The 25,484-nt window shown below is 31.2% G+C and carries 22 protein-coding genes; 2 read left to right on the top strand and 20 right to left on the bottom strand.

The window, feature by feature from the left end:
- Window positions 1–4 precede the first annotated feature (4 nt).
- The 15 genes from QMG30_RS09560 to QMG30_RS09490 all read right to left on the bottom strand — a co-directional run bounded on the left by QMG30_RS09560 (window position 5) and on the right by QMG30_RS09490 (window position 17,007).
- Window positions 5–1,096 (bottom strand): ABC transporter ATP-binding protein, encoded by a 1,092-nt coding sequence (locus QMG30_RS09560; RefSeq protein WP_281814898.1) that lies wholly within the window; start codon window positions 1,094–1,096, stop codon window positions 5–7.
- Window positions 1,097–1,108: 12 nt separating this feature from the next.
- A complete protein-coding gene (locus QMG30_RS09555; RefSeq protein WP_281814897.1) occupies window positions 1,109–1,534 on the bottom strand; it encodes a hypothetical protein in 426 nt (141 codons plus the stop codon).
- Entirely contained in the window at window positions 1,524–2,054 is a 531-nt protein-coding gene (locus QMG30_RS09550; RefSeq protein WP_281814896.1) for a hypothetical protein, read from the bottom strand. The genes QMG30_RS09555 and QMG30_RS09550 overlap by 11 nt, the downstream gene beginning before the upstream one ends.
- A gap of 90 nt (window positions 2,055–2,144) precedes the next feature.
- Window positions 2,145–4,127 carry a type 2 periplasmic-binding domain-containing protein gene (locus tag QMG30_RS09545; RefSeq protein ID WP_281814895.1) on the bottom strand — a complete coding sequence of 661 codons (1,983 nt, stop codon included), beginning with the start codon at window positions 4,125–4,127 and terminating at the stop codon, window positions 2,145–2,147.
- Between the two features lie 76 nt (window positions 4,128–4,203).
- A complete protein-coding gene (locus QMG30_RS09540) occupies window positions 4,204–5,067 on the bottom strand; it encodes a carbohydrate ABC transporter permease (protein ID WP_281814894.1) in 864 nt (287 codons plus the stop codon).
- An 8-nt stretch (window positions 5,068–5,075) separates the two neighbouring features.
- Window positions 5,076–6,041, bottom strand: a complete 966-nt coding sequence (locus QMG30_RS09535; RefSeq protein WP_281814893.1) for an ABC transporter permease — start codon at window positions 6,039–6,041, stop codon at window positions 5,076–5,078.
- Window positions 6,042–6,059: 18 nt separating this feature from the next.
- Window positions 6,060–6,620 (bottom strand): hypothetical protein, encoded by a 561-nt coding sequence (locus QMG30_RS09530; RefSeq protein WP_281814891.1) that lies wholly within the window; start codon window positions 6,618–6,620, stop codon window positions 6,060–6,062.
- Window positions 6,617–8,605: a DUF4962 domain-containing protein gene (locus QMG30_RS09525; protein ID WP_281814889.1), complete on the bottom strand. Its 1,989-nt coding sequence runs from the start codon at window positions 8,603–8,605 to the stop codon at window positions 6,617–6,619. Before QMG30_RS09525 ends, QMG30_RS09530 begins: the two co-directional genes overlap by 4 nt.
- A gap of 477 nt (window positions 8,606–9,082) precedes the next feature.
- The gene (locus QMG30_RS09520) at window positions 9,083–9,838 is read right to left on the bottom strand and encodes an IclR family transcriptional regulator (protein WP_281814888.1); all 756 of its coding nucleotides are present in this window, start codon (window positions 9,836–9,838) and stop codon (window positions 9,083–9,085) included.
- A gap of 215 nt (window positions 9,839–10,053) precedes the next feature.
- Window positions 10,054–11,004 (bottom strand): AEC family transporter, encoded by a 951-nt coding sequence (locus tag QMG30_RS09515; RefSeq protein ID WP_281814887.1) that lies wholly within the window; start codon window positions 11,002–11,004, stop codon window positions 10,054–10,056.
- A 58-nt stretch (window positions 11,005–11,062) separates the two neighbouring features.
- The gene (gene uxuA / locus QMG30_RS09510) at window positions 11,063–12,181 is read right to left on the bottom strand and encodes a mannonate dehydratase (protein ID WP_281814886.1); all 1,119 of its coding nucleotides are present in this window, start codon (window positions 12,179–12,181) and stop codon (window positions 11,063–11,065) included.
- Window positions 12,182–12,205: 24 nt separating this feature from the next.
- Window positions 12,206–13,426, bottom strand: coding sequence for an enolase C-terminal domain-like protein (locus QMG30_RS09505; RefSeq protein ID WP_281814885.1), 1,221 nt, complete (start codon window positions 13,424–13,426; stop codon window positions 12,206–12,208).
- Window positions 13,427–13,504: 78 nt separating this feature from the next.
- Window positions 13,505–15,130, bottom strand: a complete 1,626-nt coding sequence (locus QMG30_RS09500; RefSeq protein WP_281814884.1) for an extracellular solute-binding protein — start codon at window positions 15,128–15,130, stop codon at window positions 13,505–13,507.
- 45 nt (window positions 15,131–15,175) lie between these two features.
- The gene (locus QMG30_RS09495; protein ID WP_281814883.1) at window positions 15,176–16,051 is read right to left on the bottom strand and encodes a carbohydrate ABC transporter permease; all 876 of its coding nucleotides are present in this window, start codon (window positions 16,049–16,051) and stop codon (window positions 15,176–15,178) included.
- An 11-nt stretch (window positions 16,052–16,062) separates the two neighbouring features.
- Window positions 16,063–17,007 carry an ABC transporter permease gene (locus QMG30_RS09490; RefSeq protein ID WP_281814882.1) on the bottom strand — a complete coding sequence of 315 codons (945 nt, stop codon included), beginning with the start codon at window positions 17,005–17,007 and terminating at the stop codon, window positions 16,063–16,065.
- 564 nt (window positions 17,008–17,571) lie between these two features.
- Between QMG30_RS09490 and QMG30_RS09485 the strand changes: the two genes are divergently transcribed.
- Window positions 17,572–18,582 carry a LacI family DNA-binding transcriptional regulator gene (locus tag QMG30_RS09485; protein WP_281814880.1) on the top strand — a complete coding sequence of 337 codons (1,011 nt, stop codon included), beginning with the start codon at window positions 17,572–17,574 and terminating at the stop codon, window positions 18,580–18,582.
- Window positions 18,583–18,613: 31 nt separating this feature from the next.
- On the opposite strand, the gene QMG30_RS09480 is transcribed toward QMG30_RS09485, so the two are convergent.
- The 4 genes from QMG30_RS09480 to QMG30_RS09465 all read right to left on the bottom strand — a co-directional run bounded on the left by QMG30_RS09480 (window position 18,614) and on the right by QMG30_RS09465 (window position 22,292).
- A complete protein-coding gene (locus QMG30_RS09480) occupies window positions 18,614–19,678 on the bottom strand; it encodes a type I phosphomannose isomerase catalytic subunit (RefSeq protein ID WP_281814879.1) in 1,065 nt (354 codons plus the stop codon).
- Between the two features lie 119 nt (window positions 19,679–19,797).
- Window positions 19,798–20,688: a helix-turn-helix domain-containing protein gene (locus QMG30_RS09475; RefSeq protein ID WP_281814877.1), complete on the bottom strand. Its 891-nt coding sequence runs from the start codon at window positions 20,686–20,688 to the stop codon at window positions 19,798–19,800.
- A 35-nt stretch (window positions 20,689–20,723) separates the two neighbouring features.
- Window positions 20,724–21,155, bottom strand: coding sequence for a SoxR reducing system RseC family protein (locus QMG30_RS09470; protein ID WP_281814876.1), 432 nt, complete (start codon window positions 21,153–21,155; stop codon window positions 20,724–20,726).
- Window positions 21,156–21,269: 114 nt separating this feature from the next.
- On the bottom strand, window positions 21,270–22,292 hold the full coding sequence (locus QMG30_RS09465; protein WP_281814875.1) for a uroporphyrinogen decarboxylase family protein: 1,023 nt from the start codon (window positions 22,290–22,292) through the stop codon (window positions 21,270–21,272).
- A gap of 291 nt (window positions 22,293–22,583) precedes the next feature.
- Here QMG30_RS09465 and QMG30_RS09460 point away from each other — a divergent pair, with 291 nt between their 5' ends.
- On the top strand, window positions 22,584–23,414 hold the full coding sequence (locus QMG30_RS09460; protein ID WP_281814873.1) for a helix-turn-helix domain-containing protein: 831 nt from the start codon (window positions 22,584–22,586) through the stop codon (window positions 23,412–23,414).
- Window positions 23,415–23,645: 231 nt separating this feature from the next.
- On the opposite strand, the gene aspS is transcribed toward QMG30_RS09460, so the two are convergent.
- Entirely contained in the window at window positions 23,646–25,439 is a 1,794-nt protein-coding gene (gene aspS / locus QMG30_RS09455; protein WP_281814871.1) for an aspartate--tRNA ligase, read from the bottom strand.
- Window positions 25,440–25,484: the final 45 nt, after the last annotated feature.

Below are 25,484 nucleotides of genomic sequence, written 5' to 3'. Positions count from 1 at the left end.
CCTTCTATCTAATTCTTAATTCAGTTTCAGTATCGAAGAAATGAACCTCATCCATCTTTATAGCAAGTCTTATCTCATCTCCATATGAATAACTCTGTCTTGCTCTTATTTTGCTAACTAACTTCTTTTCTCCCAGCTCAAAATGTATAAGCATATCAGCTCCTAAAAATTCAACTACATCTACAATACAATCTACTACTGAATCAGAATACTTTTTTAGTGATATAGGTTCATTTGAAAAATGTTCAGGTCTTACACCCAAAATGATTTGTTTTCCTATGTAATCAGTAAGTATTTTCATCTTGTCTTCTGGAATCTTTACATTAAAACTCTCACTTACAAATCTATTCCCATCAATATGACCTTTAATGAAATTCATAGGTGGACTTCCTATAAATCCACCAACGAATATATTTTCTGGTGATAAATACAATTCACTAGGAGTCGCTATTTGCTGTATCTTACCTTTATTTAATATCACAACCCTATCAGCCATTGTCATGGCTTCTATCTGGTCATGAGTAACATAAATAAAAGTCTTGTTAAGTTTATTATGCAAATCAACTATTTCTTTACGTGTACTTGTCCTCAATTTTGCATCTAGGTTGGATAGTGGTTCATCCATTAGAAATATAGTAGCATCTCTCACTATGGAACGACCTAGAGCAACTCTTTGACGTTGACCACCTGAAAGGTTATTTGGTTTTCTATTCAGATAACTTTTTAGATCTGCTATATCAGCAGCCTTCATAACTTTTTTATGTATTTTGTCAGTATTTTCATGACGAACTGTCAGACTCAGTCCCATATTTTCATAGACTGTCATATTGCCATATAAAGCATAATTCTGAAATACCATTGCGATATCTCTATCAGATGGGGCAGTATCATTGATTCTCTTCCCATCAAGAAGCATATCACCGCTTGTTATTTCTTCTAAACCAGCTATCATCCTCAGTAAAGTTGATTTACCACAACCGGAAGGACCAACCAAAACTATGAACTCACCATTTTTTATATCTATGTTGCAGTCGTATACAGCTTGGAAACCTTCAGGATAAATCTTATTTATGTTTTTCAATTCAAGATCTGCCATATTATCCTCCTACTAACTTAATACTTCTTCACTAATATTGTTTTCGTTAATATAATGTATTCTGTTATTAGATTTAATGGTTGAGACAATACCTGCAATAAATACCACTACTGCACTAGCCAATAGTACTAATGATAGATACATTTTTACTTGTCCACACAATTCATGTGGAATGAAGAAAAATCTAATCCCTTGAACTACACCCATTAATATACTTAGATAGCTCCATTTCAATGAATATACTCTTAATTTTACAGCCGCTAGAAAACCAACCATCAATAGCAAAATATTAGTAATGATAAAAATACCAATAGAATAATCAATTGCCATATTCTTTAGAGTAAATATCGTATAAATAGTATCTAGGATTACAAAAATCAAAACCAGATTATATCCAATCTTATTTTTCTGGTATAATTTTTTTTCATCAAGCTTCATTAGAACCTCCCCTTATACGTTTGGTTTTTATTGTAGATATATAATTACTTAATGATGTAATAAATAATAATATAGCAGCAATAATAATAACTATAAATAATACCGTAGATAAATCAAAGGCAACTATTGAAGGAGTATAGTTTTTGATCTCCCCGAAATCAAAAGATGCGTATATATTCTTGTAATATGGAATATCTGACAATATCTTATATGATGATAGCAAAGTATAAACAGTAGTTATGATTACGAAAGAAACTCCAAATATACCAGGTTTCTTCTTGTTTATATCAAAAGGTATCAACAATATTGCCAATATCACATATATTAAAGAAGTATTGAATATTGCTTTATTGAGAACTTGCACATCTTTGAAGAAGTTGAACATCTCAAAAGTCCCTTCATAAAACAAAGTATAATAATTAGTCATAAATCCCAAACTCAGAATAAAACTCAAAAGTGTCAATGCAATAAAAATATAAGCTAAAATACGTTGTATCTTTAATAATAGATCTGGTTTCAATCTCTTAACCTCCATTTATATTAATAACAACATGAACAATCCATTATTAATATGTGAGGGAGAGAACATAAGTCCTCACCCTTTTAATATTTATTTATTACTTCTATCATATGCTCCTTGGTATACTTTAATATATTCTTCTACTCCACCATCGATATAGAGCTGTTTGAGTTCTTTCACACTTTCAACAGCATTGTCTCCATTTGTTATATACATGAATATTTGCTCTGTTTGAATATCCCCAATAGATAGAGTTCCAAGTTTAGCTGTATCTTGTTCAGTCAATGAATATACTGGTGGCACTAATTTAAATAATGGATCTTCAGAATCGTACGATGTACTCAATACACCTGCTGATTCATATAAATCCCAGGCATCCCATCCTTTTTCATTGGTCAATTGAAGTTCGAATCCAATTTCTTTTTGATATCCAATCGGAATTAAAGAACCCATATAATCTCTTAGAAATCCTGAAACATCACCATTTTTCATATCATTGGAAGTATTTATTAGCCAATCATTGAATTTAGGATATTCTGTACCATTTGGAGCAACAAAAGTCTCTCCTTCTGCTAGTACATCTGGAATTCCATAGTTTTGTACAATATGACCTTCTTCAGTAAACATATAATCAAATAACTTAAGTGCCGCATTAATTTGTTTTTCATCAGAAGCTGTAGATATAGCCCATCCACCTAGTTTAATAGCTCTTGTATTCTCAACATAATGAACAAATTCCTCATTTGAACCTATTTTAGTAATAGGTGGAAGCATTCCAACTATATCATCATTACTAGCTGTAGTTGATTGTATCCAATCATTTGTCATGAATCCGAATTGCTTGTGTCCTTCTTCATCATCTTTTGAATACATAGGTTTTCTTATTTCATCTTTCATACTGAGATCAGCAAATTCGCTATAAATCAAACCTTCAGAATACATATCTTTTAGATAATCCACTATTTTAAGGAATTCATCTTCGGCATATGAGAAATTGAATTCTCCATTTTCGTCAAGATAGAACCTTGCCTTATATGAATCTGATCCAAAAACACGTTGTCCATCAAAATAATTAGCAAATCTAAGTAGATCTTCACGATATTTGGTTTTTCTAAAGAAGATAGGTGATATCTGAGCATCTTCAACTACTTCTCCAGTTGAAATCTTTGATAAAGTATTAGGTGATAACTCAATAACACGTAAAAGAGCAACCAATTCATCTATATCATATTCAGCTGTTTTTCCTAAGTATAGATCAGATGGTTTTTCTAAATCAGGATATGTATTGGAAATATAGTCACTCAATGTATTAAGAGCGACATCCCTTGTTAATTTATCGTTATTACAAGCTTCATTTTGTAGATCAATTACATTAGTTTCATTTCTATCCCAGTAACCTTTATAATGAACATCTAATGTATGTGATTCATCAATCAATGACTCTTTTCTGTCCAGTAATTCTATTACCCATGTTTCTCTTCCTGCAAATATACGAGCATAGCTACCAATTTCTGCTGTGTATGGTACATGATAGATTCCTCCATCATATGCTGTTATTGCTTTCGCTACATTAGGATTTTCTTCTAGATATTTAGAGAAATTAGGCATATCATTCAAACGTTCTTTTAAATTAACGAAATACCCTTGAGCACCATAACTCATAAATTGTTCAGCTATATTGTCTCCGCCATAAACAGTTGCATCTGTGAATCCTGTAGCTGCTGAAACTTCTATCATTTCTACAGCTTTTTGGTCTTGAACAGCAACATCTTTTAAATCAACTCCAATTTGTTCTTGAATATACTTCCAAACCGGTTTCAGGTCACCTTGTGTTATGATTGAACCATCAGGCATAGTAAGTGGAACTGCTTGTTGATATGTTATTGTTCTTTGATTATTTCCCAAAGCAATATTTAGATCTAGTGACTCAGCTAATTCCAATTTATCATTCTCTTTACTTGCCTCTTTATTACCAACACCTGCATCGGTTTTTTGATTAGCTTTCCCTCCACTACAAGCGGTCATACCAATACTCATAGTAACAATTAATAATAAAGCAATAAGTTTTTTCATAGAATACCTCCTAGATTTTATTATTTAACATGTTGATACATGTAAAATACTTAACATGTAATTGTAATATATGTAACTAACCTTTTACTCCACCCAAATTAACACCTCTAGCAAAATACTGTTGAATGTAAGGATATATTATCAATACAGGTATTATGGAACATACCAGTATCGCATAAATATATGCATCTGTTGCATAAGGTAGATTAATTGGCATATCATCAAACATCTTCCTATAGTTTTCTATGAGAATTCTCATATATACTTGAAGATTCAATTCCATAGGATTTTTTAATAGCATTCTAGCCCAGAAATATCCATTCCAACGGCTTGTCGCATAAAAAAGTGTTACTGTCGCTAATGCAGCTTTTGACATTGGCATATATATTTTTCTTAGCATCTGGAATTCAGTGACACCATCCATCCTCGCTGCTTCATCAATTTCTTTTGGAACACCTTCAAAATAGTTTCTCAAAAGAATAATGTTATAGGCTTGTACACCAAAGGCGAATATTATTCCCCATCTATTATTAACCCCCATATTTACATAATTAAGGTATGTAGGAATCATCCCTGCATTGAACCACATAGTGAATACAACCAAAAAGTTGAATTGTCTTCTAAAAAGCAATCTTTTCTTTGCTAGTGCATAAGCACCTGTAGTAGATATAAGCATACTCCATGCAGTACCGAATACTGTATAGAACAATGTATTAACATAAGAAATCCAAAATCCTTTGTCATTGTAAATAAGCTTATACACTTGAAAATTGATGTTTTTGGGAAGTAGAACTATTTTCCCTGCTTCATATTCTAATTTGCCGCTTATTGATGCTGAAAAAGCATATATAACAGGATACAAAGCCACTATTGCAAAAGCTCCAACTAATATGTAAGCCAACATTTTAAATATTATTTCACTTTTATTTAATCTATTCATCTTTCCACCTACCATAATGACGTTTCTGAAACTTGTCTACTGATAAAATTAGCTCCCATTACCAGAGCAAAGCCAATAAGTGCATTAAACATACCTGCTGAAGCTCCCAGGGCTTGATTACTGCCTTCCAGACCTATTCTGTATACAAAACTCGATAGAACATCTGCTGTTTTGTAAGTGTTCTCATTGTATAATAGAATAATTCTTTCATACCCTACGGATAACATTTTTCCGATTCTTAATATAATCATTATAATAAGCGTAGGTGCCATACCAGGGAATGTAACGAATCTAATTTCTTGAAACTTATTACCTCCATCCACTTTTATCGCTTCATATAAAACTGGTGAAATACCCATGATAGCTGCAAAATAAACAATTGAACTGTATCCAGCTTCTTTCCATATTCCAGTGATTATGTATAGAGGTCTGAAATAATTTGCATTCTGGATGATTTTCGTACCATCAGGTACTAAATTAGTTTCAAACAGTAATTTTGCAATTACACCTGTATTTACCTCTCCATGATATAGAAGAGTCAATGCCAAACCAGTTATAGTGACTTCTGATAAGAAGTGAGGTAAATATGAAAAAGTCTGAGTAATATTTCTAAAGGTAACATTAGAAATGTCACTAAAGAGTATTCCCAATATAATAGGTATAGGAAATCCAAATATCAACCCATACAAACTAATTAAAAACGTGTTTCTAAAGGCACTCCAAAATTGTTCTGAATAAGGACCTGCAATTAGACTAATAAAGTTTGAAAATCCAACAAAATCGCTGCCACCTATTCCAAGGTTAGGCTGGAAATTCTTGAATGCAATAAGGAGTCCCCCCATGGGCTTATACATCCATAACAGATACCAGATTATCATTGGTAAGAGTAATGCATATAAACGCCAATCAGTCATAATGATCTTTGCATAATTTACAACTTTGTTTTGCGCCCTAGCAGTCTCAATTTTACGCATAATTTTCCTCCTGTGTTATTATACTTTTTGTCCATGTTGTAATAGATAGGTGTTCATATTAACTAGAAGACCATTTCTATGTTTAATGATAATTAATATCAAAAAAACCATTGTCATATTAAATAATTGAGTCAGGAAATAATATGCCGCCGACTTACTAAATACACCTGTAAGTATGAATATCCCTACACCTTTTCCAATTGATACACCAAGATATGCTGTTACAGTGAACAAGAATAATCTGATGATATTATCTTTAATCCTGTCCCTATCAACGAATCTGAACACTATACATGAAACTGCGATAAAAGCATTAGCAATTGGATATAATATAATATTTTCTATTACACTTGAATCATGAAGGAATATCATAGGAATACCTGCGACAATATATACAACAGCTCCCCATTTTCCCCAACGGATCATAGCAATCAATGCTATCAATATAGAAAAACTCAGATAATACCCTGCACCAGGTAAAGTAATATGTAAAATCTCTCCGACAATTTCACAAACAACAGCTATGACAGACAATAAAATCAAGTCAAACAAACGATATTTTTCAATACTATCAATCATAACTTAATGACCTTCTGCACTATATTATTCTGCAACTTCAACAGAACGCCCTTCGAATCATATGTATTGTTTTTATATTTAACTTTATCATCATATGAATATAGCAAAATCTCTGAAGAATCTTTGTCTATTATTTCTACACCGAAGCAATCCTCAGTATTTATCTTCTCTACAACTAATGAATTGTCATCTGCTTTACTTGGCATAATTACATTCAAGAAACATAAATCCTTCTGTTTGGATTTATTGGAAATATGTAAAGTCTTCATTCTACATTCTCTGAATTTATCAGGTTGCTGAGTAGTCATAATCGCGCGTACATTATTTTCTAACAATTCGTACTCCGTCTCTACTGGAGAAACATTTATCACTTTCATCTGTGCTGGTCCATTTTCATACAAGAACTCCCCATTTTGTTGGACCTGAGGGAACACATCTGAATGCAGTACAAATGTATATTTGTGAGGATCATCACTCATCAATTCATCCATTACGATGAAATATGAATTCTTGGTATGAAGTACATGTCTCGCGAATCTTCTTAGCTTTAATTCTTTTTTATACATCCTAGATGTCTCACCGACTACATATACATAGTGTTCTTCATTTCTGAATGTCTCAATTTCTCCGACCATATCTTTGGTGTAATTTTTCCATATATTATTTTGATTTTCATCTTCATATCCTTTACCATCAACAATGACGACATTATGATCTGAAGCTTTAACTGTTCTGTTATATCCATCATCTATGGTTAAGAATGTATTATTGGAATTCAGTATGAAAGAGTTATTATCAGGATGTTGATGAGACAAACCAAAACAATTATAATTTTTTTCTTCCTTCAATTTCCAAAGATTATCCCATTGAGTTTTTCCTCCCGGATAACTTGTCTTAAAAGAAAAATGAGTTGCATCTTCGCTCCATGAACTTCTGATGACAACTAATCCCAGATCTTCAAAATATCTTACAAGATCAAGATCATCAAAATCCTTCTCCTCCACTTTTGGATCATAGAACAATAATTCAAATAAACATTCTGGCAATATACCCGGTTTTACTTGGGATTCACTTGCTTCTCTATATAAGAATTTTTCTCTGACCAGATTTGCAAGTTTTTGTGCATGTCCATTATTGTATTCTGCTGCTACCTTGTAATATATTGCTGTCGAATGACCGCTTCGTCTATCATGACAGTCTCCAAAATTAATTTGTTCTTCTAGATTTGGTGCGGCCTGATATAATCTATAGTAAAATGTATTTTTTAGAAAATCACACTTTCTAAAATAATCTATTCCTTCTCTTTCTTTTAATAAGTGAGCATAGATAAATAGCCACATAGCACCATATCTCCAATACACAACACCTTCATAGTCACTACCATCATTTGCCAAGACACTATATACGAAATCGAAATTTTCTTTAGCCGAATCAATCCATTTCTGAGCTCTTGGATATTCATCAGCAAGAGCATATCCGGCAGTCGCAAGACCTGTTAAGTTAATCCAGTTATGATTTTGGAAGTAATTAGTAGACCATCCTTCGCCTTCTGTCTCAACTTTAAATTTATACATTATCTCAGCTTGAAGAATTATTTTTTCTCTAAGTTTTTTTCTTTCTTCAACTTCCAGATCATCTTTCAACCAATCATAAGAAAGTCCAAGTCCAAACAATATCCAAGCCGCAGATAGGTCAACATCTACAAGATGAGCATTTCCCCAATGAGGGTAGTTAACACATGTAAATATCCATCTTCTTGCTTCATCAAGATAATGTTGTTGCTTTGTAAGTAGATATGCCAGTGATAAATTAGCACAACCCATCCCCATATATGTTGTACTGGCTTTCGGATGTTCCTCAGGTAGTTGCGCGTTAGCATATAATCTACATTGCTCATATAAACGCTTAAAAAAATCTGCTTTAGTTGTTTTAATTTCTTTTCTTAGATTTTCTATACTGTTGTTTATAAAAATATATCTGTCCATTACTTCCACTCCAGTATTTTATTATTTTCTTGATTATTATAGATTCATTTATATAGTAGAGTATTTCGTATATACGTATTGGTTACGATTATATTCTCAAAAAAAATATTTTTTAAATTATAATAAATCTCTTTTTTATTTATTAAATCCATCCAATAAATATATTAATCACTTTTTAATGTAAATAGGTTACCACCATTCGCACCTATTACGCATATACGTAATTAATACGTTAAAAGTATTATAGCAAATTCTACCATGTTTGTCTAGCCTTTTTTATAAATTATTATTTATTATATGTGACTTTCTTGAATATATGACGGAATAAATATATATATTTTCACTAAGAATATAATTAGAATATCAATTATGTATAAGCTTTTAGGCAAAAATTCACCGCAAGAATCAAGGGTATATAACGTATATACAAAATTCTTACGGCAATATTAATATATTTCTTTTTATCTTATTCTTTTTTTAATTATTATCTACGTAACCCATTTTTGTTGATATTATAGCTGCTTTTTCCATTAAAATTTCGGCTTCTTGCTGAACATTAGTATTGTCATTATATAATCCACTAATACTTAATGCGGCAATAACACTATTGTTACTATCAAAAATAGGAGCTCCGATACAAAGTAAATATTCGTTTTGTTCACGATCATCTACTGCATATCCTTTAATCTTAACATTTTGGATTTCCTTATATAACTCATTATAATCTGTGATAGTATATTTTGTTTTCCTTAACAGTGGTGTTTTGGATATACTTTCAAGTAACTCATCATTATGAGCCAATATACATTTACCCAAAGCAGTACAATGTAAACTAGTACGACTACCTATAGGACAAGTTGCTATTAGGAGATTTTTAGGTTCGTATTTATATATGTATGTTATCTTATGATGTACTTCTTTACCTAAAAAAACAGTTTTATTAAGAATATTACCTAAGTCTTCAACAACAGATTTAGCTTTATCGATGAGAGTTGTATTCTGTATGAATGCATTACCGATATAAAAGGCTTTGATACCTATACCATATACTTTACTTCTTTCATCAATAATTTCAATCATTTCTTGGTCAAGTAATGCCTTTAATATATCGTTTACACTAGTAACAGGTATATCAAGTTGGGTAGCAATTTCAGATAATGTAATTCCTTTAGACTTGCTTGCTACTAATTCTAATATATTTATCGTTCTTGTTGCTGCTCTACTTTTTCCCATATCAATCTCCTTGATTTTTAATATATTACACTAAAATATAGCTTTTAACTATTTTTTGTTCTTATCTCTTTAACTATCTTAACTTTAATAAGTCAAAAGCTAAGAAGAAGACATAATTTAACTTATATTATAGCTGTTTTTAATAAAAATTCAAGTAGAACATAATTGCTCATGTATAAGCAGACAAAATTACATGTCTGCTTTTATATATATCATTATCCTATACTAACAAGTACATTACTTCCTATAATTAAACTAATTATTGAAAATGCTGTAGTTAGTATGATTATAGCTGCTGCCAACTGACTATCATTATCCATTGCATCTGACATAGCAAAACTACTTATAGCTGTAGGGCTGGCAAAAGAAACCAAAATGATTCCTAAATTATCTCCTCTAAAGCCTATGAGATAAGCTATGAATACAATAATTATGGGATTAACTACAACCTTCATGAATGTAACTACTAAAGCGTAATTCAAGCTCTTTTTGACTTTATCAAGACTGAAAAATGCACCTATACATATTAATGATAACGGTAAAGACAATTGTGAAACATATTCAATAGTATTATCTATAAATTTTGGTATCTCTATATGTACATAAGCAAATATCAACCCTATGACAATGGCAATGATAAGAGGATTCTTGGCTAAATTAACCAATGTTGATTTAATATTATTCTGTGACTCCTTTTTGGGTAAAAAAACTGTAAGTGCAATAACTGCCATTATATTATACATGGGTATCATGAATGCTGTCAGTAAAGCAGCTTTTGCAAAAGCTATCTCACCAAATAAATTGAGAATTAGTGGATAACCTATAATTACGAAATTGGTTCTTACTATACCTTGCACAAAAGGACCTCTTGATATTTTTTCAACAACTATTTTCTTAGCTAATATACTTGATAGTATAAAAAGAATTAAATTAGTTATTACCAGAAATAAAATCAAATTAACTATTTCTGTACTGAACAACTCTTTAGTATCAACTCCCCTAACGCTCTGGAATATCATACAAGGCAAACTGACTTTAAATACTATCCTTGTAGATTTCTTTACAAATTCGTCATTAATGAATTTGAACCGTTTCAAAATATATCCTATAATTATCACAAGAAAAATAGGAACTACTCCATTAATTGTAAAAAATATATTATCCATTTGATTCTCCTTAACATCAATACTATACTAATATGGCAACATATACCATTCTACCACTTTATACACTTTTTGTCTTCGTATTCTCTAGACATTCCCATATTCCTAATATGTATTGTGCCCCTAAAGCTCTATCATAGATTCCATTTCCAGGCTTACCTTCTTCACCCCAGATCATTCTACCATGATCGGAACGAATATATCCGTCATAATTATTCTTATATAATGCATCCAATAATTTAACCATATCTATAGATCCATATCCACTATAGTGAGCACATTCTTCTACTGAATCAGAACCACATTTTACATTCCTGATATGAGCAAATGCTATTCTATCCATTCTAGAGTATTTGTCTGCCAAATTAATGATATTGGTATCTTGTATACTAGCAAGTGTACCACTGCAAAGTGTTATACAATTATGAGGACTATCATAACAATCAAGGAGCCTATCTAATGATGTTTCATCAGTAATCAGTCTTGGAACACCAAAAATATCCCAAGGTGGATCATCAGGATGTATTGCCATCTTTACATCACAACTTTCAGCAACTGGTATTATTTCATTGAGAAAATATTGCAGATTTTTCCATAATCCTTCTTTACCAATATCTTGATATTGTTGTCTTAACTTTCTAAGTCTACTAGTAGATTCTTTTGTATAATACCCATCAAACGTTAAATCTGTGGTAAGCTGACGTTCATAAATATATCTTGAATGTTTTTTATGCCACTGAGAGGTATCTGTACAATTAGTAAAAGGATTTATTTTTTCTTCATCTGCTTTATCATAAACTGATACTGTTGATTTATCCAGTAATTCTTTATTAATATCAGTTCTGGCCCATCTAAAAATAGGTCTAAAATTATATGCTATAACCTTTATACCCATTGCACCTAACATCCTGATATTTTTCTTATAATTATCTATATATTTATCTCTACTGGCTAAACCTAATTTAATGCTATAGTGAACTGGCAAACTCTCGAAAACTTCGAATTTCAATCCAGGCCTATTAATTTTCCCTTTATAATCTTTTATCTTACTTGCTGGTATTATTCCTCCAACTTCTTCAGCTTTTACATCTGTAACTATTGTTGAAACCATTGGTATTTGGCGAATATATGATAATTTCACAGGGTCGTTATCGCCAAACCATCTAAACGATAATTTCATTAAATACTCCTTTCAAATATATTATTAAGGTTTAACTGATGTCCCGTCAGGTAATCTGGCATTAGTCCATTCAGGAAGTTCATTGACGCAAGGATACTCCATAGCTTTTTCTTCATCTATATCTACACCGATACCCGGCCTATCAATTGGATAGAAATATCCCTCAACTGGCTCAGGAGCTCCAATAAATATTTCACGCATAGTTTCATTTATGGCACAATATTCTTGGATACCTGCATTGATTGATGAAATATCCAAATGTATATTAGCAGCCATTCCTATAGGTGTTAAATCTGGTGGTCCATGCCATGCAGTCTTGATTCCATAGGCTTCAGAAACAGCAGCTATTTTTTTAGCTGGTGTTATCCCTCCTATATCACTTATATGTATACGAATATAATCAATAAGTCTTTCTGATATGACACTTTTCCACTCAATAGTATTACTATATAATTCTCCCATTGCTATAGGTATCGCTGTTTGATTTCTTAACATTTTCAACCACTCTTGATTTTCTGGTGGCAATATATCCTCTAAGTAGAATAAATTATATTTTTCCAGTTCTTTAGCAAATCTTATGGCTCTTACTGGATCTAGTCTTTCATGAACATCATGAAGAAAATAAACTTTATCTTCTATATTGTTTTTCAGATATTCCAATAATTCGATTGTACTATTCATGTAATCCTCTGGATCAAAATATACCCCTTTCGGTAGATTATCTGGTGTTTTGGTATTGTGAAAATCTCCGCCATATTCACCAATTTGACATCTTATATATTTATATCCCTGACTAATGAATTTCCTTATATTCTTTTCTACCTCTTCCAACGAATTCCCTTTAGCATGTACATATGCAGAGATTGCTGCTCTTGTTTTACCTCCAAACATCTGGTATAAAGGCATATCTGCCATTTTACCCTTAATATCCCACAAAGCCATATCAACACCTGATAAAGCATTATTTAGGACAGGACCACTTCTCCAATATCCACTTATATATGATGAATGCCATATATCTTCTATATTTCTAGGATCTTTTCCAATTAGAAACGGTTTCAAATATTCTTCAATCACAACTTTTACAGCTAAATATCTTTGATGTAAAGTTGCACATCCTAATCCATATATACTGGGATCTGATGTCTCAATTTTAACAGTCAGCAGATTTTTCCCATTAGGGTTACAACCTATTACTTTAACGTTTTTAATCACTAATTCACTAATAATAATTTCTCCTTTCATTTTTCACTTCTTCATAATTGAGATTTCTATGATTAATAGGGAATAGGTAATAAACTACCGTATTCCCTATCAAATAGCTTATTTCATAATTTCAATGTATCTTGAATAAGCATCTTGATATGCTTTAGTTACTTGTTCTATACCCAATTTCTCAACTTGACTCAAATATTCATCCCACACCTCATTAGTAAGTTCTTCATAAGGTCTTATTATCCAGCTATGTACTGATTCATCTATAAATGAATTTATGTTAGTTAGATATTTATTCAATATATCAAATTCTTCATTTGTGAATACTAATGCTGGCAATGTAGGCACATCATATTCACCAGTTCCATAGATTTCTATACCCTTGAGTCCCCAATCGCTTGTCCATTGACGTTCATATTCGTAATCTTGTTTAAATCCCATAAACAACTGAGCACCTACATTATCTCTTAAGTAGAGATTAACTGGTTTTCCTTCATCATTATTGAGTACATCATCCATAAATGTTGGTACATCATCTACATATTCCCATTGCTCACCTTCAACTCCAAAATTGGCAATTGTTCGTCCATACTCAGTAAACATAGTATCAAATAGTGCTATGGCAACATCAATATTCTTGCATTTTGATGATATTGCCCATCCACTGCTGGTTATTATAGGTCTCACATGCTCATTGACTTTTTTTCCATTACTGTTCTCTGGTGGAGCCATAGGTATAAATTCAAAACCTTCAACTACATTTTTTCTTTCATTGTAACCACTTGTCGACGCTATCCAATCATATGTCATTGCACCAAGATTGTTTAACAAGTAATGGTCTCTTCTGCTCTCTGGGTTAGTTATGTATTCATTATCTATGATACCTAGGTCATACCATCTTGATACATTTTTAATGGCATCTTTGAATTCTGGCTGAAGCCATGCATGATATAGCTTACCATCTTCAGTAGGTATATATCTTTCACTATCATTATCATTACCATACACTCTTGCTCCAAAGAGATTAGCTAATCTAACTATTTCTTCTGGTTTCCTGGCAAAAAATCCAAATTCATCTTCCTGACCGTTACCATTAGGATCTGAATCAATGATGTCCAACAATGTCTCTTCTAATTCCGTAACTGTTGATGGTGTTTTCAGTTCATATTTATCCAACCAGTCTTTTCGGATAAAATAAGCTTTTGATGCTGTCATATCCGGTTGCATATATGGTATATAATATATATTTCCATCGGGTGCAGTAATTGATGCTTTAACTCTTAAATCACTTTCCAGGAAAGCCGAGAAATTAGGCATTTTGTCAAGATATTCATTTATAGGTACAAATGCACCTTCTGAACCGAACTGCATGAACATACTTCCTAATTCATTACCTGCATAGATATCATCAGGAAATCCATCTGCTGCTTGAAGATTGAATGCACCTGCACTATCTCCCGCTCCAGGATTAGCTGAACCAATGATATTGATTCCTGTAGCTTCTGACAGATACTTGACAATAGGCATATCTGATGTTAGGACATCTTTATCTTCTTGTGATAGATGTATCCTCAGATCAACTGGTTCATCAACTATTTTTCCGAACTCCCCATCATATACTATATTGTTTGATGTACCACTATTACTGGAACTCTTGCTATCATCTTTTTTACCACAACCTGTAAATGTCATAATAATTGAAGCTATCAATACTATAGATAAAATCTTTTTCATTATATTCTCCTCCTGATTACACTAGTCTATAATATGTATTATTTTTTATTCTTTCACTCCGCCTAGCATGATTCCTTTCTCGAAATACTTCTGTATGAAAGGATAGATTATTATGATAGGCACTAATGATGCGATTATAGTTGCAAAAATGATGGTATCTGGTGAATATACTGCATTTGCAAGTATTCCAGAATCAAGCATCAACGCATCCCGTTCAACAATTATTCTTCTCAAATATACTTGGAGTGGCATTTTGTCAAGATCTTTTATCAATATCATAGTCCAAAAATAACCATTCCATCTACTGATAGCATAAAACAATGTCACTGTAGCTATTGACGCTTTAGACAGAGGCATATAAATCTTATATAGAATCTTGAAATCATTAGCACCGTCTATATATGCTGATTCTTCTAATGATTTAGGGACCCCTTCAAAATAATTTCTAAGTATTATTATGTTGAAAGCCAGGACACCAAAACCTACTATAATACCTATTCTATTATTCTCAAATCCTAACTCCTTGAAATTCATATATTTTGGAATAATACCTGGATCAAACCATATAGTGAATGCTACCATAAAGTTAAATAACTTCCTGAAACGCAACCTTTTCTTGGACAATGCATAAGCTGCCAATATTGATATGAACATACTGAATAATGTTCCGAACAACATGTAAAACAATGTATTTCCGTAAGACATCCAAAATTCAATATCTGACAATATCACTTTGTAAGCTTCAACAGTAAATTCAACAGGCCATAAATATACAGCACCCCTTGCAACAGCACTTCCACTGCTAAATGATGATGCTAGAACAAAGATTGTCGGATATAACGTGCATATTGATATTATAATTAATATGATATGATTAAATATATTTAATATTTTATCGCTGTTACTAGAATGTTTTTTCATCATGTCACCCCTTACCATAACCCAGTATCTGATAATTTTCTAGTAATCCTGTTAGTCACATACACAAGTATAAATGCTATTATCGAATTGAAAAGTCCTGTAGCGGTTGCGACATCCATCATACCGTTTTCTTTTAAACCTAACCTATAAATATATGTACTGATTATATCTGCTTTCTCATAAGTCTGAGGAGTATAAAGTAATAAAATCCTTTCATATCCGATATTCAATAATTTACCTACTCTTAGTATGAACATGATAATGATTGTTGGCATAATGCCTGGTATGGTTATATTCTTGATTTGCTGAAATTTTGAAGCCCCATCCATTCTGGCAGCCTCATATAAAATTGGTGATATTCCAGATAATGCTGCAAAATAGATTATCGAATTAAATCCTGACTCTTTCCAAATGTCAGATAAGACAAATATAGATCTAAAATATTTAGGTTCTACCAAAAAATATATACCATCATTTATGATTCCTAGATTAACAAGAATATTATTTATAACACCAATATTAGGAGATAATATTGAAATAATGATACCTGCTATTACTACGTCAGAAAAGAAATATGGTAAATAAACAATGGTCTGTACTGATTTCCTAAAAAATTTATTCTTCATTTCATTGAACATTATAGCTAATATAATTGGAATAGGAAATCCGAATATGATGTTATATAGACTTATGACTATGGTATTTTTAAATGCCCTCCAAAAATATACAGAACCAGGTCCTGTCAAAAGGTATTTGAAATTTTCTAACCCTACCCATTTACTATCTGCAATTCCCTTAAATACACTATAATCCTTGAATGCTATTATTAATCCGTAAAGTGGTTTATAGGCAAAATATACAAGCCATATAAACAAAGGTATTAACATTACATATAACTGCCAATCTTTTTTAAATGATTCCCCAACATTTATACTATGTTTTCTTTTTGATACCATGTCATTTTACCTCCTGGTGTGTTTTGTTCTGCTGTATGTTGTGAAATTGACCATAAAATAATATCACCTACCTTCTTAACAATATCAATGTTTAAGAATATCTTGAATCAACCGTATCTTATCACCTCATTTAAAGTTATGATCATAATATTTTAATTAAGTACTCAACTTATTTGCCTACATTAAATTAAAGGGGGAAGGTTGAGTTAAATACTTATCAATGATTAATTGTAATTTATAATATCCATTTACTAAATCGGTTTATCAATATCTCAAAAAAATTATTTTCATTTACTAAATCGGTTTATTAAATATAATTATACATGTACATACATTATCTGTCAATAATTTATTTCATATGCTAAAAAAATAGGATTTTCCTATAAGAGAATAATAGATAATTAACAATAGATAATATTCATATCATTGTACAATAAACATTCAATAATCTTTGGTTAATTGCAAATTATTCAGGCATGGTGTATAATATCCTATAGTTATCACTTATGTTCTAAATATATCCATAGAATCTTAGTAGAAATTTAAATATTAAGGAGCGTCTAAATGAAATCAGTAAAAATAATAGATGTTGCCAATAAAGCTGGTGTATCTAAGAGCACTGTTTCCCAGTACTTAAATGGTAGATATGAATATATGTCAAAAGCTACTAAACAGAAAATCAAACGTGTGATTGAAGACCTTAACTATATTCCTAATCCTATTGCAAGAAGTTTGAAAACCGATAAAACCAATACTATAGGATTAATTGTTAGAGATATTACAGGTTATTTTACTAGTAGTGTCATAAGAGGTATAGATGATTATTGCAAACAAAACAATTACAATGTCATAATATATAATACTGACTATGATCCTGCCATAGAGAAAAAATCTATTAGTATATTAAAGATGCTTAGAGTTGATGGTATAATAATAGCATCTTCAGGTCATAACAATAAATTATTGAAAGAAGAAATAAATAATGGTACTTCCATTGTGCAAATGCACATGGAATATGATAGTCTAGATATCAGCACTGTACTGTCTGATTATAAAACTGGAGCTTATGAAGCAACAAAATATCTAATTGAATCAGGACATAAAAAAATAGCATTATTGACACAAGAATATAAATCTGTCCGTTCTCGATATGATAGAGTATTAGGATATGAGAATGCATTAATCGCACACGAAATAGAGGTTAACGAGGATTTAATCTACATCTGGAACAGATCTTCAGGTATTGAGAATAATTTTGAAGACCTATTGGATAAATACTCACCTACTGCATTATTCACTATGCATTCATCAATAACGATTGAATTGCTAAACTATCTGGCAGAAAAAAATATTAAAGTACCTGATGACATATCTGTATTGGGTTTTGATGAATTACCTTTAGCTAATTTGTTGAAGACACCAATAACAGTTGTAAATCAATCAACATATGAAATAGGACAGAAAGCAGCAGAATTACTATTATGGAAGATAGCTCATAAAGGAAACAAACAAACTGAAAAAATATTGTTACCTTGCAATCTTATAATAAGGAAATCTTGTAAAAAAATAAATTAGTATTATGGCTGTCTTATGACAGCCATAATTATTATTTATCTTTTGGTGGAAAACACCTTATGATTTCAGTTTTGTCATCACTAACACATTCAATATCTTTTACATAGGAGGGTATAAAAATCTTATCACCTTTTTCTATAACCATCTCATCATTATTACAGATTAATGTTCCTTTGCCTTTCAAAACCAGAAGGACAGAAAAATTATCGGTGTCTCTGATTTTACAGTTTTTATTAACAATAATTTTGTCCATGGCAAAGCATTTAGTGTCATCATAACTGATTAAACATTGCTCACTAGATGAACAATGACTTTTCAGTTTCCATCTAGCCAATATCTCATCTTCTGTATATCCTGCATAAGAGAAGCAATCAAACATATGTTCGAAACCTAAACCTTGATGACATAAGTTATCGGGAATGTTATAACCATTGATAGTACTTCTTTCCACTCTTACAGTATAATCAGTAGGCTCTTGTATCTCAATAATAAAACAGCCTGTACCTATAGCATGGGGCATGCCACCTTCTATTAAATAAGTCTCACCTGGTTTTACATAAATCTTATGCATTAAGTCCAACATTCCGTTGATATCCTGTTTATGAAATTTGTCTTTCCATAGTTCTCTTGTAATGCCTTCTTTGAAACCTAAATATATATGAGGTCTTTCTCCATCTATATTTCTGCCTTCCAGAATATGCCAAGCCTCTGTTTTCCCAAAGCTAGAGTTAAATAATGATTTAGCTTTTTCTTTATCTGGATGCACTTGGATTGAGAGTCTTTCCGCTGCATCAAGTATTTTTATCAGTACACCTGTATCACAACCATACTTGTTTACATGACTCTCTCCCAACATTTCTTTTGGATTTAATTTAATTAAATCCAACAATGTAGTTTTTGTACCATCTTTTAAATCAATTGTACTTAATCCTTCATTATCTTTATAATCTGGATTGATTGCTTTTACAACAGATCCAATCCATTCTTCTGGATAATGTGTATCAACAGTGTCAGTATTACTTAGAAATAAGTCAAGTTTCTTACCACCTAAATAAGTTCTCCATACTCTATTGGTATTCAATTTTAATAAATCCATTAGGAATCTCCTCTATACCATTGTTAATATTTCGTATATACGAATCTTTTTCCATAATTATGTTATTAAAATCTTAACCCCTAAAGTACTATTTGTCAATCCATTTTTAGTGTTATATGTTAAAAGTTCATAGTATTTATCCTGAACATGCCTGGAGGATATCCTTCTTCCCTTTTAAAAAACTGGCTAAAATAATATTCACTAGAAAAACCTAGTTTCTCAGAAATCTCTTTAATCAACAAATCTGTGTTTTTAAGTAAATCCTTAGCTTTATTAAGTTTAATTTTATTAATATATTGTTTTGTAGATAGATTAGTCTTCTTTTTTATTATTCTATTGACTTGTTTTTCACTTAAATATATATAGTCTGCAATATTTTTTGTAATTATTTTATTACCTATATTGTCATGAATATATTGAGTTATTTGAGAAAATCTATAATCGTCTTTTTTATGTTTATGAGGAACCTCATAATCATAATCCATATTTTTGCTCATAACTTGAACAGATGATATTATTATCAATAATATTATAAGTTGTATTTGATTATAATATCCTATTTTCTCATAATAAGCATAGGAGAGAACTTTTTCAAACAAATTAATTATATCATTACTATCATTATATCCTTGACATTTATCATCATTCAAATATTTATATATCATCGCTTCTTCTATATCATGTTCACTATTCAATGAGATTTTACAATTCATGGAGTATTCCACATATCTATTTCCATTCACATTAATCTGTTCATGATATTCACCAGGCTTAGTAATATAGAACTCTCCCTTATTAACCGTGAATTCGTACGTATCCATCTTCACAACAGACATACCGTCTGCTACAAAGTGGAATTCATAAGAAGAATGAGTATGCCTTGCAATATTCCAATCACCATCAACAGACATAACTCTAATCCAATACATTTCTATATCAAAAGAACCTTTACTGAATTTTAGATCAAGTTGTGATAATTTTTTTGATGCCTTATTAATGTCAAAATCCATATATATCCCCCTATGTTAAGCAATATATAAAATATCTACATTTCCTTACGACTTACTATCTTATTAGCTATAGGTCTAAATTTCTTATCTCTCCATTTATCTTCTTTTGATTTAATTAGTAAATAAGAAACAGCCAATAGCGAGAATCCACATATCACTGCAATTAATTCAACATCCTGTAAGTTAAATATATTAGATATTAAATATCCGATTCCTAACCCTACAAGTAGAAAAGTCAACGGAATTGTATACATTATCAATACAGCTTTCAGGAAATTACTCTGTTCCAAAGAAATCTCTACTTGATCTCCTTCTTTGGCATTACATACATTTTCTGCTTCTATAATCATATCTTTTGTCTCAAAACCAGCAGTACATGCTCTGCATTTAGCACAAGCTTCTGTTCTTTCAAGCTTAACGGTTACATATTTTTCAGCTTCTTTTATTACAATACCTGTTTCAGCCATAGTTTCACCTCTTTTAATTTCATAGAATATATTTTAGACAAAATAAAAATCCATAAACATATAGTATCAAAATGTATACTATAAGTCCATGAATTTTTTTATATTCTTCATTTATTATATTTCTGTAGCAACTTCCTTAAGTGCTAAAATATTTTCAAGGGGTACATCACTTTGTAATGCTTCATGACTTGGAGATACAACGAATCCATCACCAAATACTCTTTTAAGCCTCTTCACTTCATTAATAATATCACCAGGAGTACCATTAGGTAATAATTCTTGAGTATCCACTCCCCCTACGAAAATTATATCATCCTTATATTGAACAAGTTCCTCTGCTGACATACCTTTTGCCTTTGCTTGAATAGGATGGAGCGCATCCATACCTGTACTAATCAGATCAGGAATCACCTTATATATTGAACCACACGAATGAAGCATTACAAATAGGTCATACTCTTTCGCTAAATCAACTAATTTCTTAAATGAAGGAAGTACAAATTTTCTAAATAACTCTGGACTTATAAGTGTATCCAACTGACTTCCGAAGTCATTACCGAAAAAGAATCCGAACAAGATATCTTTTCCCTTGCAAGCTTCAAAAATCCTTTTGTTCGCTTGTAAATAGAAATCTACTATTTTATTGGTTACCGCTTCTACCACTAGAGGTTCAGTATACATTTTTATGAAATAATTTTCCATTCCAAAAAAATCACATACCAAATGAAAAAAAGGTGACCACATTCCACCAAACACAGCCAATCCTTTCTCATTAGCTCTTTCTAGGATATTGATATATTCATCTACATCTATGTACTTTGGATTGGGCCATTCTATTTTGTCTACATCTTCCAAAGAAACATCTGCATATTTTCCACCTTCTCCAAGGGTTTTCCTTTGTCCTATAACCGATTCAAAGACTCCTTCACCATTTGGATGCCTCCAAGCCATTTCACCTGAAAGCCATACAAAATCATCATTGCATTTTTCACTTAGTGCTATTTTATCATCCATTGGTATATTAAAATGATTACATAAAATCTCTTCTGTCTCTATTGTTGGATTTCCTTTCCAAAATGGATTCCTATCTGTTTTTTGTCTATTGAATGTTGCTGTTAACCGTTCTTTCCCTGTCATAGTAAAACCTCCTATATGATATTCATAGTTACATGTATCATTATGTAAAATTAATAATCTTAACACTCAACCCTACCTTTTTATTAATTATCTCCATAAGGTTATATTGTAAAATTGAGTTAATGGTTTATTTGTATATCTTATTCAATTATATGTCATACATATAATTTTTTATATAGGTAAAATCAATATGTTTTTAAACAAAATTCAGTTATTCCTTAATGAATGACTATTGACTAATATCAAAAAAAAACCTATACTCTTTCTATAATAACTTGTGAGGTGAATATTTTGGATAAAGCAATAAGTCATACCAGAATATTAAATGGAATATTTGAGAATGTTAAACCAAATCTTAAGAATTGTGGTCATCTCGTTTGTGATCATCTTTGGTCCAGTAGAAATTATGTATTTGAATATGATAGTATCGGACTTGTTGTAGATGGAAGCATTTGGCTACAATACGATGACATTGATTTCGTTGTCAATAAAGGTGAGTTATATTATTTCCCAGGACATACTATACAATCCTTCAATATATATAATTGTAAAACCGCAATAAAATATTGGTGCCACTTTACAGCACAAATAGGAGAAAATACATTATTTGACATTATAAATATACCTACTAAAATTAAATGTAAAGATATTCCCTATACCATTGATATTTTCGAATCAATGTTAGAAGCATACAACAAAGAATATGTAGGGAATTCTTTATATTATAATTCTAAATTATATGAGTTGATACACGAATATATAAATAGTTCTTGTAACAATATTTATTTGAAAAACAATCAGACATCTAGAGATATGTACGTTATAAATGAATACATCGAAAAAAATATTAATAAAAACATTACAGTTAAAGAATTAGCTGATTTGGCTGGTTTCAGTAACAACTATTTCATAGAGATATTCAAAGAATACTTCAACATGACTCCTCTTCAATACATTATTCATAAAAAGATAACTATAGCCAAATCTCTGTTAACCTGCACTAATATGTCAATAAAAGAGATAAGTTACAATCTAGGCTTTTCAAGTCAGAATTATTTTTCTGAGATATTTAAGAGTCAGACCAATTTTTCACCATCTCTTTATAGAAAACTGAAGATATGACATTTCTAATATAGTATTTATCATCTATATTAGATTTCATCTTATATTGTTTATAAGATTAGATTCTATAGTCAATTGAAATTGATTACCATCATTAAGCATAGGCTTGATAGTCCTATAACTCATTATGTTTCATATAACCAATAAAATCCCCGTATACTATTAATTAAAATAAGTATACAGGGATATCTGTTTAATTATATTAAGTTAAATCAAATATGTTATTTAACACTATATCTCGATTGTATCAATTTTAAGTCCTAGCTCATGTAATTGCTTATCATCAACTGTACCTGGAGCATCTGTCATTGGACAAGAAGCATCTTTTACTTTAGGGAATGCAATTACGTCTCTTATACTATCGGAGTGTGTCATAAGCATTACAATTCTATCTAGCCCATAAGCTAATCCGCCATGTGGTGGTACCCCGTATTTAAATGCATTCAATAAGAAACCAAATCTTTCATAAGAATCTTCTTTACTGAAACCAAGTGCTGCAAACATTTTTTCTTGAATATCTCTTTGATGGATTCTTATACTACCTCCACCAAGTTCACATCCATTAAGAACCATATCATATGCAATAGCTCTAACTCTACCAGGATCAGATTCTAGATATTGTAGATCTTCTTCCATAGGCATTGTGAATGGATGATGCATAGCAGTATATCTCTTATGTTCTTTGTTCCATTCAAGTAATGGGAATTCTGTAACCCATGCAAATCTAAATACTGAATCGTCAAGAAGGTTGAGTCTTCTACCAATCTCAAGTCTTAAGTTACCAAGTGTACTATACACAACATCATTAGAATCAGCACAGAATAGTAATAAGTCTCCTGGTTTACCATTCATAGCTTTTACCATATTCTCTACTTCTTCATCTTTTAAGAATTTAGTAATAGCTGATTTGTAAGTACCATCTTCATTTATTACAATCCATGCCATACCTTTAGCTCCGTATGTCTTAGCTAATTCGCCTAAAGCATCGATTTGTCTTCTTGGAAGATTACCTAATCCTTCAGCATTAATACCTCTGACACTTCCGCCATTTTCAACTGTTCCAGAGAATACTTTGAATCCGCAATCTTTTACTATCTCAGATAAGTCTACTAACTCAATTCCAAATCTAAGGTCTGGTTTATCAGAACCGAATCTATCCATAGCCTCTTTGTAAGTCAATCTTTGCATTGGAATTTCAACTTCTACGTCCAAGACTTCTTTGAAAAGTTTTTTCATGAGTCTCTCATTTATTTCTATAACTTTTTCCTGGTCAACAAATGATAATTCCATATCGATTTGTGTAAATTCTGGCTGTCTGTCTGCTCTAAGGTCTTCATCTCTAAAGCATTTAACAATCTGGAAGTATCTGTCATAACCAGATAACATTAATAATTGTTTAAATATCTGTGGTGATTGAGGTAATGCATAAAAATTACCTGGATGAACCCTGCTTGGTACTAAATAATCTCTTGCACCTTCTGGTGTACTCTTAGTAAGCATAGGTGTTTCTATTTCTAGAAACTCTTCATTACTTAAAAATTCTCTAGTTATCATAGCTACCTTATGTCTCATGATAAGGTTTTTTTGTAAATCTGGTCTTCTTAGGTCAAGATAACGATATTTTAATCTTAAGTCCTCTTTTACATTACTGTTTTCTTCAATTTGGAAAGGTGGTGTCTCTGCCTCTGATAAGATTCTAAGTGAATTAGCTCTTACTTCAATATCACCAGTTTCTAAATTAGGATTAATAGTTTCTTCTGAACGGCTCTCAATAATCCCTTCTACAGCAATTACGAATTCACTTCTTAGTTTTTCAGCTTTTTTGAATCCTTCGTCTCCAATAGTACTTGCATCAAATACTATTTGAAGTAATCCTGTTCTATCTCTAAGGTCTATGAAAATAAGACCACCTAAGTCTCTTCTCTTCTGAACCCATCCCATTACAGTTACTTTTTCATCAATATTCTTAGCACTTACCTCTGTGCATTTATTCGATCGTTTCAATCCTTGCATTGATTCACTCATGTTGCAACCTCCTTTATTTTGTTAAAGTTCTATGACTAATTTTCT

The sequence above is a fragment of the Vallitalea longa genome (assembly GCF_027923465.1).
Taxonomy (GTDB): domain Bacteria; phylum Bacillota; class Clostridia; order Lachnospirales; family Vallitaleaceae; genus Vallitalea; species Vallitalea longa.
The sequence above is the reverse complement of the archived record's forward strand: the minus strand, read 5'-3'. Positions and strand labels throughout refer to the sequence as shown.